We start from the raw sequence: 18,234 nt of genomic DNA on the forward strand, positions 1-18,234 counted from the left end.
ACAAGGATTTGATCATGTCGTTGACTGCACCGGATGCATCACTCGATCTCGCACCCACCCTCGACGAATTGCGCGCGGCCAGGACGTCGTGGCGACTGGACGCCATTGGTGGGCACAATGTCGCGCGGTTTCCGTCGCGGGACGAGACCGTGCGCATGATCGATGACCTGGTTGCAGCGCTTTTCCCTGGGCGGCTTGGCGCGTTTGCGGGGCCGGAAAGCATGGAGGATGCGTTCGTGGAGACGCATTTGCGACGCGCGTTGTCGGGACTGCAGCGACAGATCGAGAACGAGTTCGACTATTGGCAAGGCGAGGCGCTTCTCGCGTTCGACGTCAGTCAGGCCGCGATGATCGTCGGGCTTTTCGCTGCCGAACTGGGGCCGATCCGCGAACTGGTCGACGACGATGTCCGCGCGGCGTTTCTCGGCGATCCGGCGGCCCGCAGCGCGGACGAGATCCTGATCTGCTACCCTGGAATCGTCGCGATCCTGTATCACCGGATCGCCCACGCGCTCTACGGTCTGGGAGCGCCGATCGTGGCCCGGATCATCTCCGAACTCGCCAACAACCGCACCGGTATCGACATTCATCCCGGCGCGACGATCGGGCGCAGCTTCTTTATCGACCACGGCACCGGTGTCGTCATCGGCGAAACCGCGATCGTCGGCGACCGCGTGCAGATCTACCAGCACGTCACGCTGGGGGCCCGCAGCCCCTCGGCGTGACCGATGTCTCGGCGCGCGAGCGGCTGGCGCGGCATCCGATCGTCGAGGACGACGTGGTGATCTATGCGGGTGCGACGATCCTCGGCCGGGTGACGATCGGTCGGGGCGCGACGATCGGCGGCAATGTCTGGTTGTTGGAGGACGTGCCCGCGGGCAGCGTCGTCGCCCAGCCAACGGCGACGATCCTGGCAGGCGATGCCGCGGGGCATCTGCACGAAGCGCTGAGAGGTCGCTCACGATAGTGCGTATCCAAGCCCGCTAGAGGTGAGGGCTCGCCGTGTGCTTAGATGCTGTCTTATCCGACACGGTATCGTACGCCCCGATTGCGCGCCTTTGCGTCTAGCGCTCACCCCCATCATGCTGTCGATCTGGGCTTAGCGTCCTCCTTCACAAGCGTATGACAAAGGGGGCGGTATCTGGCGCTGTTCTGGTCGCGCGGGCGGCGATCGAGCGCGCATGTGTTGCGCCCCGTCTTACGCTGCAGATCGCAAGGATAACTGCTAGGGAGAAGGGTAGGGCGCTCGACCGCAACACCACTACCAGCTAGCGGCGCCGGGCGTCTCGGTTGCTATCTGATCGTTCCGAGCGGTTCAGTTCATCGATCGGATCCCGGACCCGGCCGCGGCCGGTGGCGCAAGGTAGCGATCCAGGAACTGCTGGTGCGTCGGCATGCCCGCGACCGTGCCGGCGATGTCGCTGCGGATCTTGGTCAATACGCTGGCGAGCTGTGGGCCGCCCATGATGCTGCCCAGGCGATGATGGTCGTGCGGAACGAGATGCTGGCCGAGCATGACCTGCACCCAGCTGGCGACGCGGAACAGGTCCTCACCGCCCTGATACGCCTGCGCGCCTTCGGCGAACAGCGCGATCCGTTCGATCAGTGTGTCGGGGATTGGCATGTCTCTGCGCGCCGCCCAGAACGGCTCTGGACGATTGTTGAGGTGATAATGGAGGATGATGAAGTCGCGTACGTGCTCCAGCTCGGCCTGCGCCTGATCGTTGAACCGCGTCACCACCGCGGGGGCGATACCGCCGAACGGAAAGCTCTTCATCAGCCGCAGGACGCCGGTCATGATCAGGTGGATGCTGGTCGATTCAAGCGGCTCGACGAACCCGCTGGCAAGGCTGAGCGCGACGCAATTGCCCTTCCAGACCTGTCGCCTTCGACCGGTTCGGAAGCGGATCAGTCGCGGCTCGGTCAGCGGCGCGCTGCCGATCGCGCCGAGCAGACGGGCGTGCGCCTCGTCGTCGGACAGATGCTCGCTGGCATAGACCAGCCCGTTGCCGACGCGGTGCTGCAACGGAATGCGCCAGCGCCAGCCCGCGTCATGCGCGATCGCGCGTGTGTAAGGATGCGCCGGACCCGTCGAAGCGGTCTGCACGGCCAAGGCGCTGTTGGTCGGCAGCCATTGCGACCAATCCTCGTAACCGGCGGCGTAGGTGCCTTCGATCAGCAGCCCGCGAAAGCCGGTGCAGTCGATAAACAGGTCGCCGTCGACGCGCTCGCCTGAGTCGAGGACGAGCGCGCGGATAAAGCCGGTTTCGCTATCGCGATCGACGCTGGCGATCCGTCCCTCTATCCGTTTCAGCCCGTTCGCCTCGCTGCGGGCGCGCAGGAACCGGGCGTAAAGGCCTGCATCGAGGTGATAGGCGTAGTTGATCTCGCCTTCGGACGGCAACGCGAACCGCTCCGCCTTGGCCGCCTGAAGCTCGAGGCAATAGTCGCCGATCTCGCTCGGATCGCCGGCGGCTTTGGCGGCCAGCCAGAAATGGTGGAAGTCGCCCATCCAGGTCGATTTCCCGAGGTCGCCGAACGAATGGATGTACCGATCGCCCTCGTGTGCCCAGTTCTCGAACGCAATGCCGAGCTTGAACGTGGCCTGCGTCGCACGCATGAACTCGCGCTCGTCCAGCCCCAGGATCGCATGGAACGAGCGCATCGTCGGGATCGTCGCTTCGCCGACGCCGATCGTGCCGATCTCCTCGGATTCGACCAGCGTGATGTCGAGCAGCTGCCCCAATTGGCGTGACAGGGCGGCGGCGGTGAGCCAGCCCGCGGTGCCACCGCCGGCGATGACCACTTTCCTGATGCGCTGCTCGACCATGATCGGCTCCTATCGGTTGATGCGCTGGAGAATTTTGGCGCGCAAACGCCGCGCCGACAGCGCATCCAGCGGTGCAAGCTCGCCGTGCGCGTGCTCGGGCAGGTGCGCTCTGGCCTGATCGACAGGGCCAAAGACATAATGGTCGAACATCGCGCGCCATGCCTGCTTCTCGTGATCGGGCCGGTCGCGCAGCGACAGCAGCCCGTGGAGCAGCGTGTTCATCGGCGTATCCATGAACCGCGGTACCGCGTTCCACCAATAGTTGATCATCACGTTGAACGCGTCGAGCGCCTCGACATTGTGCCACCACAACGCCGGGTAGAGCAGCACGTCACCCGGCTCGAGTTCGGCGACCTCGGCATGCGCCAGCGCTCCGGCAAAGCGCGGGTAGCGGTCGAGATCGGGTGCACGGAGGTCGACCATGCTGACCACCTGTCCGGCCGGCGTCGGCTCGAGCGGCCCGGGATAGAGGTTGGCGACCTGATCCGGCGGGAACAGCGTGAAGCGTCGTCGCCCGACGAGGCAGCACGCCAGGTTGTTCGACATGTCGTAATGCGTCGAGGCGACCGTCTGATTGCCGATCCAGATGCTGACTAGCGGCGGGTTCTCGACGAGTTGCGGATCGCCGAACGGCAACGCCGCCTGCGCACGAAGACCGGGCAGATACAGATCGATGTCGGTCGAACCGATATAGATGGCGGGCGCATCCGGATCGCCAATGCTGGCGAGGATCTGATCGAGATAGCCGGACAGCGAACCGCTCTCCCGCTTGAAGTTCAGCGCGGTGCAATCGTCGGAATAGCCGAACCGGCCGCCGATCGCCGGATCGCCGAGATACGCGGTGACCGGACGCCCGCCGTCGAACTGCTTGAGCCACGCCATCGCCGGCTGTGCGCCGTCCAGCCCGATCGCGACCAGCGGCAGGTCACGCGCGATCCCGCGCAGGATCACCGGAAGGCCGTCGGCGATCAGATCGGTGATAGGCACGCCGGCCGCGTCCGCCCCCTCGATCACCCGCGTACGGCGTGTGATACCGGCCACCGCGCTCAACCGATCTGGCTCAGCAGTTGTTGCTTGCGGGCAATCAACTGCTGGATATTGCCAAGCGATGCCGCAGCGAGGATGGCGAGGCGCAGCACACCCGATCGATGCAGCCGCTCAAGCGGTTCCCCGGTCAGCGCAGCGAGTTGCTCGACGTCCACGACCAGCACGTCGGGGATGGTATAGCGCCGCTCCTCGCTGACATCGACGGTCAGCGTCACCGGCGTGAGAAGACCCGCCTCGTCGAGCGCGGCATAGGCCGCCGGCGCGGTTTCGATTCCCTGGTACAGCAGCCGCAGCACGCCGGTGACATGATCGAGATACTGTGTGTTGCCACCATGTTCGAGGAACAGCGGCAGGCCTGCACTATCGCCGACCCGCGCATCGTCGAGATCGACGTGCAGCATCGGCTCGCCCACATCGTCCCCGGATGCTCGGACCATTCCGATCGAGAAGGGGCCGCGCTGGTGACTGGCTGGGACATAGCGGCTCGTCCAATAGTCGCCGGCAAGAAACAGATTCTCGTCGCGGTCCAGTCCCAACAAAGCGTAGGCCTGCAACCCTTCGTCGCGGCGACGGAATATGATCGCGAATTCACGCTGTGCCTCTTCGAACTCGGCCGGGAATATCAGTGCCTGATTGGCGGCATCGCCAAACGCACTACCTGCTCTGGGGCTGACGCGCAGATTGGCATGGTCGATATTATTGATCTGTACGGGATTCATCCGCTCCGGTCCTGTTGTTGGATCAGGTCTATCAGCGCGATGGCGGCCAACAAAGAAAAAGGCCGCCGCACGACGTCGCGGCGGCCTTCATAGTGCCGGACGTGGACCGAGATCCACGCCCGCCTTCGTCAGAAACGGTAGCGCGCGCCGAGATAAAAGCGCGGTTTGAGCTCCTGCACATAGACCAGGTTCGTCTCGGTGCGGGCATATTGACGGAACGGCTCGCTCGTCAGATTGACCGCTTCGAGCGACACCGAGATATTCTGCGTCACGTCGTAGCTGAGGCTCGCGTCCAGGGTGCCGAACGCCGCGGTGAAGAGCGGGTTGCGGTTGGTACCCTGGTTGGTAGCGGCGAGATATTTATCACGCCAATTATACGATACGCGGGCCGAGATTCCGTTCTTGTCGTAGATGGCGGTCAAGTTTGCGCTGTCGCCCAAGCCGCTCAGTGCGAAGATGTTGACGTTCGGATCGGCATAGGGGTCGACATTCACATCGCCGTTGACCTTGGTATACGAGGCGGCGAACCCAAAGCCGGTTTGGCCAAAGAAGTTGGTCCAGGCGACTTCGAAGCCGTGAATGTCCGCCTCGCGATTGTTGATCGGCTCGCTGATCGCAAAATTGACCAGCGGATCGTTGACGTCGCCGACAAGGTTAACGTCGAGGGCAAGTTGGTTGTAGAATGCACCGTTGAGTTTACCCGTTGCCGGATCGAGCGCGCCCTGGAAGGCCGCGGTTGCCGCTGCCTGGTTACCGGCATTCTTCTGCAGCAACGCGGTGTAGGCGAACAGATTTTCGTCGGTCTGCGCGATCCCGTTGGTGCGCAGATAGTCGAGCGCCGTCCCCGAGCGTGATCCCGCCGCCCCCGAACCCGGATCGCGCAGCCCGAACAGATTGCCACTCGTCACCTGGTTACCGACGAAGTTTCGCACGTTCTTCTTGAAGAAGCCGACCGACACGAAGCTTGTTGGCTTGTAGTACCATTCGACCGACACGTCGAAATTGTCCGAAATCAGCGGCAACAGCGCTGGGTTCTGGCGTGAGGCCGGTGCTGCTCCTGCTCCCAGCGCGGTCGGGCGGTTGGGGGCGTTTGCGGTGACCGAGGCGAAGAGATTGCCGTAGTCGGCCCGCGCGAGCGTCCGGCTGAACGACGTACGCGCGACCACATTGTCGAGCACTTCGATGTTGAAATCGAGCGACGGCAGCAGGTTATTATACTTCGCCTTGACGTTGACAGCGCCACCGGTCGCGCCGCCGAGGATGGCGAAGTCGTTGTCCGATTGCCATTCCAGCGCCGTCGGGATCGACTGGATAGCTAGCGAGTCGACCCGGGTCTGCTCGTAGCGAACGCCGATCAGCGCGTTCGCGCGACGGCCGCCGATGTCGCCGGCCCATTTCATCTGACCATAGACGGCCCAGGTCTTCTCGCCGACGGTATCATCCGTGGCGCCCTGCAACACCCGGCCACGCCCCGGGACATTCGCATAATAGGGTGAGAAGACGTTCAACAGGTCGACCGCATTACCGCGGAACGCAACCAGCGCCGATCCGGTCGACGCCGGGTCGAACTTGTCGAATTTGCAGGTCAGGCAATAGGTGCTGACGAGGTCGCCGGCGAGCTGGCTGACCAGACCGGTGTCGGTGATGCCCCAGTCACCCAGAAGCTGCTGCGTGTTAGAACTGGCCGAGCGGGTCTTCGCATCCACATAATTGCCACCCAACACGAAGCGGCTCTCGTTGCCGAGATCCCAGCCCAATTCCCCGTTGAACTGATTGACCCGCGACTGCTGTTCGGAGAAGATTTCGCGTGCGATCTGCGTGCCGACATCCCCGATATCCAGGATGTTGTTGCAGTTACCACCGCGGCCGCCGTTGGTGGCGTTGCAGTCGTTCAGCGTTTCGGACTGTTGCGGGAAGCCGTTGGTGAAGTCGACCTTATGCGTTGCGCGGACCGGGGCGCCGATCGAGATCGTCGTTGCCGACGTGCCGTTCGCATTGTCCGGATCGGTCGTCGATTTCGAATGGTTCGCGTCGAGCTTAAGCGACAGGACGTCCGTGAAGTTCCATTTCACGTTGCCGCCAAACGAGTATAGCTCGGTCTTCGTTGCAAACCGCTGCTGCTCGTAGCCCTTGTCCGCCTGTTTCGATTCAGCCAGGATTACAGCAGTCTGCATCTGCTTGTTGTCGTCGAACGTGACTTCGGTGAAGGGCCGCTGGAACCAGTTGGTCTGTTCGCTCCGCTCGTCGCTCAGCTTGTTCCGGGCATAGAGACCATCGATCGTGATCTCGAGCCGGTCGGTCGGCTTGAACTGGATGTTCGCCTGGCCGTTGAGCCGCTCACGACGGTTTTCCGAGAACTGGTACCGGCTGTCGTTCGGGATCTGTACATAGGCGGTGGTCGGCGTGTTCGTGATCTTCGTCGCCGCATCGGTGTAAACGCCGTTGCGCGCCATGAAATCGGCGAGCGGCACGATGTTCCAATAGTTCGGATTGGACTGGACCGAGGTCGATTCACGCAGCTGGTAACTGCCGAAGAGGTTGACGCCGAAGGTTTCGCTCGGGTTCTTCCAGTTGATCAGTCCGGACAGTTCCGGAGTGACCTTTTTGAGATTGGCCTCCGCGTTCTCGACCGAGCTGTCATACAAGGCCTTGGCGCCGATCGAGCCCGAGAAGCCGTCCTCGCGGGAGTCGAGCGGCCGGCGCGTGACGACGTTGATGGCCGCGCCGATGCCGCCTGACGGGATGTTGGCCCGGCCGGTCTTGTAGACTTCCAGCGTTGCGACGCCTTCCGACGCCAGGTTCTGGAAGTCGAAGGAACGGCCGGTGCCGACCGCGAAGGCGTTGCCGGTGCTCGTATCGATGCTCGTCGACGCCAGCTGACGGCCGTTCAATGTCACGAGGTTGAAGCCACCGCTGAACCCGCGCACTGCGACCTGGGAACCTTCGCCATTGGCGCGGGTGATCGACACGCCGGTGATCCGCTGCAGCGACTCAGCCAGGTTGGTGTCGGGAAACTTGCCGATATCCTCGGCAGAGATGGCGTCGACGACACCTGCGGACGTGCGCTTGATGTCGATCGCGCGGTTGAGACTGGCGCGGATACCGGTAACGACGATGTCTTCGGTCGTGCCTTCACCAAGCGTGTCGGCCGCGGGCGTCGCGCCGGGCGCCGTCTGCGCGCTGGGGGTTTGAGCCGTTTGGCCGGTAGGAGCGGGGGCCGTCTGCGCTGTACCCGCCTGCGCCGGACCTGTCTGCGCGCTGCCGGTGTTGGAGGCTGCCAGCCCGGCCACGACGGCGATGGTAGATACCGAATGCGCCAACGCGCGCGGAAATTTGATCATAGTCCCTCCCCTAATTCCGGCCGCCCTGATCAGGCCAGAGTGCACACGGTCGTTGCCGCTTATGATAGGGCTACCATTCAGAGAGATCGTGTCAACGGCGGGAACGTCGTAATTTAGATCCAAAACGACTAGGAAGGGTGGAGCATCTCGTTCCGTTACAGGGGTTTGCGGAACGGCGACAGCTGATTACGCCCGAATCCGACGCGAAGCAGTTTTACTTTTCTTATCAGTATTGCCGCTTTGTGACATAATTGGCACTATATTTAACGGGTCACCACAGCAGATCCCGAATATAGTATTCGATAATCAGTAATATAGATCAACAACCGTCAGCCCAGACTGTTAGTCTTTCCGCAAGAAAGGCTGCGAATGCCTGGATCCAGGTTTGATTGACGAAAATCACACCTGTCCTGACCATCGCCATCCTTGTGCGTACGCTAAAATCTGTGTGCGTAAGCGTGCCGGGAGGAGCCTCTATGATAGCGATATCTCGGGTAGGGCCTGCACCACGCGCGGATGACGCGCACCCAGACGTGCCGATGGGGCATCGCTAGCGATGGTCTTGGCTGGCGATCCGGTCACACCCTGATCGTCGGAGCGGATCAGCAAAACGCTTTCGCAAGACCTTGCTGGATTCACATAGCGCGGCGGAACGAGAAACCATGCTGCCGGCCCCCGCGTATCGAGCCCATACCCGCCGACCAGTCCGCCGCCCGCGATCGCGCCATTCCAGGCAGTGACGATCATCGGTTGCGTAACGTCCGCGGCCGAGCCTGCAGCGTGCGTAGAGGCAGTCTGAACAGCGTGAGCGCGCCGCCCAGGAACGTTCCCGCAATGCGAGCGGCGTGCCGTCACGTCGCGCCCAAGGTGCGCGTATTCGTCGATCACATCGCGGACAACCTGTTCCGGCATCGATCGCGCTAGGCTGTCCTCAACCCACCGACCGGCAGGCGTCACCCAGAAACGCGAACAGCGCCTCGTCGTCGCACATCGACACGTTGAACCGCAAATAGTCGCTCCACGCACCGCCGGTGCTGAACACGTTGCCGGGCGCGAGCACGATGCCTTGCGCCAGCGCCGCGCGGGCGAGCCTGACCGTGTCCATGCCATCCGGGAGCCGCGCCCATAGGAAGATGCCGGCGTCGGGCTCGATCCACGGTTCGATCCCGACCGCGCGCAGTCGCTTCACCGTCCGCGCCATCGCGCGCGCCAGCCGAGCGCGGAGGGTCTCGACATGCCGGCGATAGCTGCCGTCGGTCAGTACGCCGTGGAGCAGATCGGCCGACAGCGGATTGCCCGACATCGACGTCGCGATCCGCAGGTCGGCAAGCGCCTCGACCCAGTCCGGTCGCGCGGCGATATGCCCGCAGCGGATGGCGGCTGACACAGATTTGGAGAAGCTGCCGATCCGGATCACGCGGTCGAGACCGTCGAACGCGGCCAGCCGGGGTGCGATCGCATGTTCGAAATCGGCGAAGATATCATCCTCGACGATGACGAGATCATGCGCGTCGGCAAGCTTCAGCAGTTTGTGCGCGGTCGCGGCGGCCAGCGTCGCGCCGGTCGGATTATGGACCGCGGAGTTGGTCAGATAGAAACGCGGGCGATGCTCGGTGAGTGCGGCGGCGAATGCCGTCACGTCCGGCCCAGTCGGCGTCATCGCCACGCCGACGACCTTGACGCGGTGCGCGCGGAGCAACGCGAGGAAGTTGAAATAGCACGGATCGTCGACCAGCACGGTGTCGCCCGGTTCGAGCAGGAAGCGGCAGACGAGGTCGAGCGCATGCGTACTGCTGTCGGTTAGCAGGATCTGATCGGGCGCGGCATCGACGCCCTGTCCGGCGAGCCGCCGGGCGAGCAGCGCGCGCAGCGGCAACGATCCCTGCGGCGAGGCATAACCGGTCAGCGCGCGATCGCGGGTGTCACGCGCCGCGGCCCGCAGCCCCTTGCGGATCGCATCGCCGGCCAGCCACTCGTCCGGCAGCCAGCCACAGCCAGGCTTGATGCGCTTGCCACCATCGGCGAGCGACTGGCGCAGCATCCACAGCGGATCAACTTCGCGCTCAACCGCGCCACCCAATCGGTTAAGCGCCAGCGGGGCGAGCGGCGAGGCGACGTAGAAGCCAGATCCGGGTCGCGACCGGATCGTCCCGTCGGCGGCGAGCCGGTCATACGCCTCGACCACGGTGGATTTGGAAAACCCGATCGTCTCGGCCATTGCGCGCACCGACGGTAGCCGCAAGCCGGGCGTCAGCGTCCGCCGCTCGATCCGATCGCGGATGACGTGCATGACCTGTCCGGTCCGCGTCTCGAGCATGTTCGTCGCCATCGTACCGCTCTCTTGACCAATACAGTTCGCCTCGATCGTACGCATCCGTCCCTGTCCTGGCCAGCCGTAAATCGGCATCGGTGCGCCTGCACAGGAGGTTCCCATGACGACCAAAACTCTCGCCGCCTTAATGCTAGCCACGCTGTCCGCGCCAAGCATCGCGCGAGAAATGCGTAGCGGCCCCGAGCGGTATGCCGTCACGGTGCCGCGCGCGGACCTGTCATCGCCCACGCCGGCCTTGGCACGCCGTGCGCTGCGCCGCATCGATCGCGCGGCGACCGCGGCGTGCGGCGGGGCGGGCGGGAGACTGCGCATAGTCACCAAGGCGGTCCAGGCTTCTGCCTGCTGGCGCGAGGCGGTCGGCGATACGGTCCGCCGGATCGACGCACCGCTCCTGACTCGAGCCTGGCAAGACCGCCGCCAACCGGAGACTCGCTCATGACCAAGTCCTTCAAGCTGGTCGACGTGTTCGGCACCGCGCCGTTCACCGGCAATCCGCTCGCGGTCGTCGCCGACGCGGAGGGCCTTTCGACCGACGACATGCAGCGCATCACGCGCTGGCTCAATTTGTCGGAAACCACGTTCCTGTTACCGCCGACCGATACCCTCGCCGACTACCGCGTCCGCATCTTCACGCTTGCGCGCGAACTGCCGTTCGCCGGGCATCCGACGCTCGGGACGTGCCACGCTTGGCTGGAGGCCGGGGGAACGCCGAAACGCGCGGGCGTGATCGTGCAGGAATGCGGCGTCGGTCTCGTCGAGGTCCGCCACGACAACAACCGGCTCGCGTTCGCCGCACCGCCGTTGATCCGCAGCGGCATGCCGACCGAAGTGGAAATCTTGGAAGTGGCCGACCTGCTGCGGATCGACCGCGCCGCGATCGTCGATGCGCAATGGGTCGACAACGGTCCCGGCTGGATCGCGGTGATGCTCGCCACCGCTGCGGACGTGCTGGCGGTCGAGCCTGCCCGCCATCATTCCCGGCGCATCGACATCGGGATCGTCGGCCCGCACCCGGCTGGCAGCGACGCCGCGTTCGAGATCCGCGCGATCTTCAGCGACGCACACGGCGCGCTGATCGAGGACCCGGTCTGCGGCAGCCTCAACGCCTCGGTCGGCCAATGGCTGTTCGCCGGCGGCCGTGCGCAAGATCGCTATGTTGCCGCGCAGGGCTCGTGCATCGGTCGCGACGGACGCATCGACGTCGTACAGGATGGGAACGGACAGGTCTGGGTCGGCGGTCGGACGACGACGATGTTCGACGGGCAAGTCCGACGCGAGCGCTAGTATTGAAACACCCATCGAAGCACGCGTTCGCGCGTGTCTGGCGTGCGCGATGACCGGCTCGACTTGGCTCGAGATGGTCAGGTCGACGCCTTGTGCGCGCGCTGTCCACCGCCGACGGGATGTCGTCGAACGTGATCACTATGTTGGTCTTGTGGATTTGAAACAACGCCGCGCTCGTCGGCAGCTTGTCCTTTAAGTATTCTGTCATCGCACGTGCTGCGGCGGGGGACGTGCATAAACCCGGCCCTGAAGCTGCGGTGGGTGTGTCAATTGAATGGCGAACGAAATTCCTGTCATGATTGCCGCGTCCCGACGTAGATGAGCAAGACCGAATCCCCGGCCTGGCGCACGACCCTGCACGCTCTTTCCTTCCTCAAATGGATTCGCCGCCGTGTCCGCGCGAGCGAGGCTGCCTTCATCGTGCTGGCGACGCTCGTCGGGGCCGGGGCGGGGCTGCTCAGTGTTCTACAGGGCGCGATTGCGCGGACGTTGCAGCATGTGCTGTTCGGCCTGTCGTCGGCCGGGCGTTTGAGCGCGCTGCCGGCATTACCGGCGGGCGCACTCGTCGTGCTGCCGATCGGCGGGGTCGTGCTGGCGGCTTTTTCCTTGGCTGTCCGATCGCGCAAGCGCCGGATGGTAGATGCGGTCGAAGCGAACGCGCTACACGGTGGTCGGATGTCGGTGTCCGACAGCCTCGTCATCTCGGTACAGACTATGCTGTCCAACGGGTTCGGCGCGTCGGTCGGGCTCGAGGCGGCCTATGCGCAACTGGGCGGCGCAATCGGATCGGTCGCCGGTCGTGTGTTCAACCTGCGCCGTGCCGACCTGCGGAATCTCGTCGGCGCCGGGACGGGGGCGGCGATCGCGGCAGCCTTCGGTGCACCGCTTGCCGGCGCGTTCTACGCGTTCGAGATCGTCATCGGTGCCTACACGCCGACCGCGCTCGCCCCGGTCGTCGCGGCGGCGCTGGCCGGGACGCTGGTCGCGCAGCTTCTCGGTATTCAGCCCTATGTTATCGATTCGGTCTCGACGATGCCGACCGAGACGCATCACTATCTGATCTATGCTGGGCTTGGCGCGCTGTGTGCCGGGATCGGTATCGTCCTGATGCGTGCGGTGGCGCTGGTCGAAACGGCATCGCGGCGCGCGAAACTGCCGGAATGGTCGCGGCCGACAATCGGCGGCCTATTGCTCATCCCCATCGCGCTGGTCTCACCGCAAGTCCTGTCTGCAGGACATGGCGCGCTTCATGCCGATCTCGCTTTGGGGGCATCATTGGCGTTCATCGCGATGATCTTCCTCGCGAAATGCGCGGCGTCGATCGTGTCGCTGGGCTTCGGCTTTCGTGGTGGGCTGTTCTTCGCGTCGCTGTTCCTGGGCACACTGGTCGGCCATTTGTTTGCCGGCAGCCTGGCTGCGCTGGCCGGGCAGGACGTGGTCGATCCGCGCAATGCCGCGCTGGTTGGGATGGCCGCGCTCGCGGTCGCGGTGGTCGGCGGGCCGATGACGATGGCGATGCTGGTGCTGGAGGCGACGCATGATTTCGCGCTCACCGGCGCGGTACTGGCGGCGGCGCTGGTCTCATCGACGATCGTGCGCGAGACCTTCGGCTACAGCTTCTCGACCTGGCGACTGCATTTGCGCGGCGAGACGATTAAGAGCGCGCGCGACGTCGGCTGGGTCAAGACGTTGACCGCGGGGCGGATGATGCGTCGTGATGCCAAGCCGTTGCCGGCGGGGATCATGATCGCCGAGTTCCGACGCCGCGTGCCGCTCGGTGCGACCAGCCGTACAGTTCTGATCGATGGCGAGGATCGGTATGCAGGCATTGTCCAGACCCCGACGGCCTATGCGGAAGGGCTCGATCCGCAGTCGCCGGTCGGCCCGCTGGCAATCAACATCGACTCCGCGCTGACGCCGACCATGGATATTGCCGAGATCATGCGTCGCTTCGACGCATCGGGCGCAGACGAACTCGCAGTGCTCGACGACGACTGGCGAGTGCTCGGCATCTTGTCGGAAAGTTTCGTCCGACGACGCTATGCCGAGGAACTCGAAAAGGCACAGCGCGACCTGTTCGGGGAGCGGTGAAGCACAGCGCTGTGAAGGCCGACCTGGCTGCGCGGCACGGCGTACACCACCATCAGAACCAGAATCGTACACCCGCAACCAGGCTGGTCGTCGTCACATCCTTGCCATCGGCCCTCGCGTAATCGGCAGTGCGACCGGTCTTCGCCTCGTAGGATATCCCGACATAGGGAGCGAACTCGCGCGCGATCTCGTAACGAAGCCGCAGGCCGAGTTCGGCGTCGGATAGTCCTGCACCGACCCGTGTTTCGGGAATATCCTGCGCGGCCAGATTGAATTCGACCCGGGGCTGCAGCACGAGCCGCTGAGCAAGGCGCTGGTCATACCAGCCTTCGAGGCGCCCGAGCACGTCCCCCTTGGTCGAGACGAAAACCGCCGCCTCGGTATCGAACATGTACGGCGCGAGACCCTCGACGCCGATCGTCGCATAGCTCCGCGTCGGTGATGGTGCGAAGTCGTGGCGAATGCCCGCTTGCACATCGAAATAAGGGCCGATCGCATGGCTGTAGAGCGCCTGTACCTCCGCGGCCTCGACACCGCCTCGGACTGCGCCGGAGCCCTCGGTCTTGATGACCGCACGGTCGATATCGCCACCGAACCAGCCTTCGCCGTCCCAGCGATAGCCGTCCTTGCCATTGCGGATCTGATATTCGGCGAGATTGAACATCACCTGCGCCAGGCGTTGCGCACCGCTCTCCCGCATCATCTGCGCGCGGGCCGGCATCATAGCGGCGGCTCCGAACTGACGATCGGCAAAATGACCGGTTGGTAAGGGCGGGGCAGGGGCATTGCCTGCCGGGAGCGCGGTACCCGTCGGCGCGATCGTGTCGGTGGCCATCGCGGGCGCAGTCATGTCATGACCGGCATGTCCGCCGGGCCTGTCCATCTCGGGCACCGTCATACCAGGCGCTGTAATACCGGGCGCCGTCGTACCTGGCATCGTCATGCCGGGCATATGCGCGTGATCCATGGCCGGCATCGCGGGTTCCGTCGACGGGCGCGCAGCAGGGGCCGTCGGGCGAACCGTCGAAACCTTCCGCGCTGTGGCAGAGCGCGTCGGTGTCTTTGCAGTCGCACGCTTGGCAGGCTGAAGCTTGCGAGGCGCGGGTTTAGCGCGCTTCGGTTTTGCGGGCATCGCCATACCGGGCATGGTCATGCCGTGCATCGCGTGATCCTGCGCAAGGGCACGCGTTGCGATCGTTGCGCTGCCGATAAGCAGTAGTGCGAGGACGCGGTTCATGCCGTGTCTCCCGCCGGACGGACGCTCACCGTCCGCATCATCCCGGCATGCATATGGTAGAGCATGTGACAATGAAACGCCCAGTCGCCGACCGCGTCGGCGGTAAGATCCCAGCTTACCTTGCCGCCCGGCTGGACGATCACCGTATGCTTGCGCGGTGCATGGTCGCCGTGTCCGGTCACCAGTTCGAAGAAATGACCATGGAGATGGATGGGATGGGCCATCATCGTATCGTTGATCAGCGTCACGCGGACACGCTCGCCGAGCGTGAAGGGAAACGGGTCCATCGTGTCCGACATCTTCACGCCGTCGAACGACCACATGAAGCGCTCCATGTTGCCCGTCAGGTGTATGTCGAGCTGCCGGGTCGGCGCGCGGACGTCGGGGTTGCGCTCCAGGGCGACCAGATCGCGATAGGTCAGCACCCTGTGCCCGACATTTTCCAAGCCTTGGCCCGGATAATCGGTGCGATCGATCGGGGCCATCGCGACCGTCTGAACGCCAGGGTTCCGATCGATCACCGGCGCGTTCGAGAAGTCCCGCATCGACATCTTCATGTCGCCCATCTCGCTCCCGTGCATGGCTGAGGGCTGCCCCATTGCCATGGCCGAATGGTCCATGCCCGGCATCGATCCATGATCCATGGCTAGGCCCATTTCGATGTCGGTCCGGGCATGGCGGGCGATGGCATAGCCATTGCGGGCGTTCCGGGCGTCGCGAGCTGCGTCGACGCATTTTGTTCGGCGGTCGGATCGACCCCGCGGTGTGGATCGCCCTTCTCCATGCTGGCATGGCTCATTCCACCCATGCCCATGTCGATCATCGTCGCCAATGGTCGTGCGCGCAGCGGTGGAACGGCGGCAGTCATGCCGGCGCGGGGCGCAAGTGTCGCGCGGGCCATGCCCGATCGATCGACGCTTTCACCGACCAGCGTGTAGGCCAAATCACCGGGAGTCACGATCGCATCATAGGTTTCGGCGACGCCGATCTGGAATTCGTCGACGGCGACGGGCCGCACGTTCTGCCCATCGGCCTGCACGATCGTCATCGGCAGGCCGGGAATGCGGACGTTGAAAGTCGTCATCGACGAGGCGTTGATGATCCGCAGGCGGACGCGTTCGCCCGGTGTGAACAATGCCGTCCAATTGTCGCGGGGGCCGTGGCCGTTGACGAGATAGACATAAGCGGCGCCGGTCCCGTCGGCGATGTCGGTCGGAGACATCCGCATCCCGCCCCATTTCAGCCGGTCCTTCAGCGGCTGGTCGCGGCCTGCCAGCGTTCCCGCGAGCGTCTGCTTCTGAAAGTCGTAATAGCCATTGCCAAGCTTCATCCGCCGGAAGATCGCGGCGGGCGACGACGGACTATGATCCGACAGCACGATGACATGCTCGCGGGTCGACGTGACCGGATCGATGCCCGCGGGATCGATGACGATCGGACCATATAGCCCGAGCTGCTCCTGCAAACCCGAATGGCTGTGATACCAATAGGTGCCTGCCTGTCGGATGGGAAACTCCGCGACATAGGTCGATTGCGGGGCGATACCGGGAAACGAGACGCCGGGTACGCCATCATACTGCGCGGGTACGAGCAGCCCGTGCCAGTGCAGTGAACTTTCCTCGTCGAGGTCGTTGACGACCGACAGGCGCGCGGTTTGGCCTTCGCGCAGGCGGATCAACGGGCCTGGAACCGTGCCGTTGATCCCGATCGCCTTCATTACACGTCCATCGATCGTCATGCGTTGCCGCGCGATCGTCAGGCGGATGTCGTCGCCCGACACCGTTGGTAGCGGTGCGATCAGCCCGGCCGAGACGGACTGCGCCCATGCCGGCATCCAGGCTGCAAACGCAGCGGCCCCGCCAGCGAGGCCGGCACCGCGCAACACCGTGCGGCGGGTAAGATGGTCGTGCATTCAGGCTCCAGAGTACCGCATGGGTGGTGATGGTGGTACGCACGCCGGACGTCGTCCCCTCGACCCCGCGTGATTTTTTCGTCAGAAACGAACGAGCGCGGTTCGTAAAGCCTCCCGAGCGCGCCGAACACGTGTCTCCACCGCCTTGATGCTTATGCCAAGAATCATCGCCGCGTCCGCCTGGCTCATGCCGTCGATCGCGCAGAGGACCAGCGGCTCGCGCGTGGCGGCGGGAAGCGCGGCGATCGCGTGCAGGGTTCGCTCAAGGTCTTGCCGGTCGCCGGCTAAAACGCCCTGATGCGGGGAGTCGTCGGCGACGCGATCATGCGCCTCGGCCGCGAACGGCAACATATAACGGCGCACCATCCGGCGCCGTATGCGGTCCCGACAGGCGTTCAGCACGATCCGTACCAGCCAAGGGCGCAACGGTCGTTCGAGATCGAACCGGCTGAGCGATCGATATGCGCGTACGAAACTGTCCTGGGTTGCGTCGAGTGCGTCGTCGGCATCCCCCAGGCTGGCGCGGGCGAGCCTGTAGAGCGCGGCACGATGCCGACGGACGATTTCGGCAAATGCGGCGTCCTCGCGTGCCAGCGCCAGCGTGACCAGCTCGGCATCGGACATCGAGGTGAACGCGGTCGTCACTTCGCGGCATGGGAGTCGTCGGTCAAGGCTTTGACCACCGCGGCATCGAACTGCGGGGCCTGTCTGGGCGTCAACACTTGGCGCATCGCAAAGATGTGGGCGAGTGTCGCCTTTTGCAGTTCCCCCATCGTGGCGTGCGTGCGGTCGACGGCGGCGGCGACGCCCGGACCATAGCCGTGCTCGGTCTCGATCGCGGCGGCGAGCACTGTGTTGTCGGCCCGCATCCGACGTTCGATCGCCGCGCGATGGACCGCATAGACATGCTCCAGCGCGTCGAGCCTTGTCGTCTGGTCGCGATTCAGATCCATCCGGTTGTGCAGAACAGCGTGCAATTCGGCGGCGGGCGTCGCGGCCGGGACGGTCAAGACGCGGCCCGCGATGACACCCACGATTGCGGCCACGAACGCCGCCAGGATGATGAGCAGCACGTCGGTACGCGGCCTCATCACGATCCGCCAAGCAAGGTGGACGGCGCAAGGGCGCTTGCCCCGCCCAGCATCTCGAACGCGCCGACCGCCCGCGTCGGCGGTGCCTGGTCAAGCGAACTGAGTCCGCCGAGAAGCAATGCGCCGGTGACGGCGGCGACGCCGAGACGAAGCATTGTGTCGGTCTGGGCCCGTTCGGTCGCTATCCGACCCAGCACGGCGTGTTCGAGACCCTCGAGTTCGTTGGTCAACGTCACCGAGGCGATACGCGCCAGCTGGACGTCCAGGTCGTCGATCATCATCGTTCCTTTGCCTATCCAGTACCTACGCGTGCCGTTGCCCGGCCCCTCGCGGACGATCAAAAATCGTCG

General features: G+C 64.4%; 13 protein-coding genes and 2 pseudogenes. 4 read left to right on the top strand and 11 right to left on the bottom strand.

Annotation, left to right across the window (positions count from 1 at the left end):
- Positions 1 to 14 precede the first annotated feature (14 nt).
- A pseudogene (gene epsC / locus QP164_RS04435) lies at positions 15 to 967 on the top strand (serine O-acetyltransferase EpsC).
- 348 nt (positions 968 to 1,315) lie between these two features.
- On the opposite strand, the gene QP164_RS04440 reads toward epsC, so the two are convergent.
- From QP164_RS04440 to QP164_RS04465, 6 genes are all read right to left on the bottom strand, one after another.
- A complete protein-coding gene (locus QP164_RS04440) occupies positions 1,316 to 2,830 on the bottom strand; it encodes a tryptophan halogenase family protein (RefSeq protein ID WP_333922288.1) in 1,515 nt (504 codons plus the stop codon).
- Positions 2,831 to 2,839: 9 nt separating this feature from the next.
- Entirely contained in the window at positions 2,840 to 3,871 is a 1,032-nt protein-coding gene (locus tag QP164_RS04445; protein WP_435368337.1) for a cupin-like domain-containing protein, read from the bottom strand.
- 5 nt (positions 3,872 to 3,876) lie between these two features.
- A complete protein-coding gene (locus QP164_RS04450) occupies positions 3,877 to 4,596 on the bottom strand; it encodes a SapC family protein (protein WP_333922289.1) in 720 nt (239 codons plus the stop codon).
- A 128-nt stretch (positions 4,597 to 4,724) separates the two neighbouring features.
- Complete coding sequence (locus tag QP164_RS04455; protein WP_333922290.1) at positions 4,725 to 7,937, bottom strand: TonB-dependent receptor; 3,213 nt, start codon at positions 7,935 to 7,937, stop codon at positions 4,725 to 4,727.
- A 474-nt stretch (positions 7,938 to 8,411) separates the two neighbouring features.
- On the bottom strand, positions 8,412 to 8,849 hold the full coding sequence (locus QP164_RS04460; protein ID WP_333922291.1) for a hypothetical protein: 438 nt from the start codon (positions 8,847 to 8,849) through the stop codon (positions 8,412 to 8,414).
- A 19-nt stretch (positions 8,850 to 8,868) separates the two neighbouring features.
- Positions 8,869 to 10,266, bottom strand: a complete 1,398-nt coding sequence (locus QP164_RS04465; protein WP_333922292.1) for an aminotransferase-like domain-containing protein — start codon at positions 10,264 to 10,266, stop codon at positions 8,869 to 8,871.
- Positions 10,267 to 10,369: 103 nt separating this feature from the next.
- Between QP164_RS04465 and QP164_RS04470 the strand changes: the two genes are divergently transcribed.
- The 3 genes from QP164_RS04470 to QP164_RS04480 all read left to right on the top strand — a co-directional run bounded on the left by QP164_RS04470 (position 10,370) and on the right by QP164_RS04480 (position 13,644).
- Positions 10,370 to 10,708 carry a UrcA family protein gene (locus tag QP164_RS04470; RefSeq protein WP_333922293.1) on the top strand — a complete coding sequence of 113 codons (339 nt, stop codon included), beginning with the start codon at positions 10,370 to 10,372 and terminating at the stop codon, positions 10,706 to 10,708.
- On the top strand, positions 10,705 to 11,553 hold the full coding sequence (locus tag QP164_RS04475; protein ID WP_333922294.1) for a PhzF family phenazine biosynthesis protein: 849 nt from the start codon (positions 10,705 to 10,707) through the stop codon (positions 11,551 to 11,553). Before QP164_RS04470 ends, QP164_RS04475 begins: the two co-directional genes overlap by 4 nt.
- 318 nt (positions 11,554 to 11,871) lie before the next feature.
- A complete protein-coding gene (locus QP164_RS04480) occupies positions 11,872 to 13,644 on the top strand; it encodes a chloride channel protein (protein ID WP_333922295.1) in 1,773 nt (590 codons plus the stop codon).
- A 52-nt stretch (positions 13,645 to 13,696) separates the two neighbouring features.
- Here the strand turns inward: QP164_RS04480 and QP164_RS04485 are convergent, their stop codons facing one another.
- From QP164_RS04485 to QP164_RS04505, 5 genes and pseudogenes are all read right to left on the bottom strand, one after another.
- A complete protein-coding gene (locus QP164_RS04485) occupies positions 13,697 to 14,881 on the bottom strand; it encodes a copper resistance protein B (protein WP_333922296.1) in 1,185 nt (394 codons plus the stop codon).
- Positions 14,878 to 16,793: pseudogene (locus tag QP164_RS04490) on the bottom strand (copper resistance system multicopper oxidase). Before QP164_RS04490 ends, QP164_RS04485 begins: the two are co-directional and overlap by 4 nt.
- A gap of 81 nt (positions 16,794 to 16,874) precedes the next feature.
- A complete protein-coding gene (locus tag QP164_RS04495) occupies positions 16,875 to 17,438 on the bottom strand; it encodes an RNA polymerase sigma factor (protein WP_333922297.1) in 564 nt (187 codons plus the stop codon).
- Positions 17,435 to 17,866 (bottom strand): periplasmic heavy metal sensor, encoded by a 432-nt coding sequence (locus QP164_RS04500; RefSeq protein ID WP_443027420.1) that lies wholly within the window; start codon positions 17,864 to 17,866, stop codon positions 17,435 to 17,437. The genes QP164_RS04495 and QP164_RS04500 overlap by 4 nt, the downstream gene beginning before the upstream one ends.
- A 17-nt stretch (positions 17,867 to 17,883) precedes the next feature.
- Positions 17,884 to 18,162 (bottom strand): hypothetical protein, encoded by a 279-nt coding sequence (locus QP164_RS04505; protein WP_333922299.1) that lies wholly within the window; start codon positions 18,160 to 18,162, stop codon positions 17,884 to 17,886.
- Positions 18,163 to 18,234: the final 72 nt, after the last annotated feature.

The sequence above is a fragment of the Sphingomonas sp. LR59 genome (assembly GCF_036855945.1).
Lineage (GTDB): Bacteria > Pseudomonadota > Alphaproteobacteria > Sphingomonadales > Sphingomonadaceae > Sphingomonas.

Bases quoted from the DNA above. Each gene is read 5' to 3' on its own strand.
- QP164_RS04460 (WP_333922291.1), bottom strand. From the start codon at position 8,849: ATGCCGGAACAGGTTGTCCGCGATGTGATCGACGAATACGCGCACCTT.
- QP164_RS04475 (WP_333922294.1), top strand. From the start codon at position 10,705: ATGACCAAGTCCTTCAAGCTGGTCGACGTGTTCGGCACCGCGCCGTTC.
- QP164_RS04455 (WP_333922290.1), bottom strand. From the start codon at position 7,937: ATGATCAAATTTCCGCGCGCGTTGGCGCATTCGGTATCTACCATCGCC.
- QP164_RS04485 (WP_333922296.1), bottom strand. From the start codon at position 14,881: ATGAACCGCGTCCTCGCACTACTGCTTATCGGCAGCGCAACGATCGCA.
- QP164_RS04465 (WP_333922292.1), bottom strand. From the start codon at position 10,266: ATGGCGACGAACATGCTCGAGACGCGGACCGGACAGGTCATGCACGTC.
- QP164_RS04505 (WP_333922299.1), bottom strand. From the start codon at position 18,162: ATGATCGACGACCTGGACGTCCAGCTGGCGCGTATCGCCTCGGTGACG.
- QP164_RS04480 (WP_333922295.1), top strand. From the start codon at position 11,872: ATGAGCAAGACCGAATCCCCGGCCTGGCGCACGACCCTGCACGCTCTT.
- QP164_RS04470 (WP_333922293.1), top strand. From the start codon at position 10,370: ATGACGACCAAAACTCTCGCCGCCTTAATGCTAGCCACGCTGTCCGCG.
- QP164_RS04440 (WP_333922288.1), bottom strand. From the start codon at position 2,830: ATGGTCGAGCAGCGCATCAGGAAAGTGGTCATCGCCGGCGGTGGCACC.
- QP164_RS04450 (WP_333922289.1), bottom strand. From the start codon at position 4,596: ATGAATCCCGTACAGATCAATAATATCGACCATGCCAATCTGCGCGTC.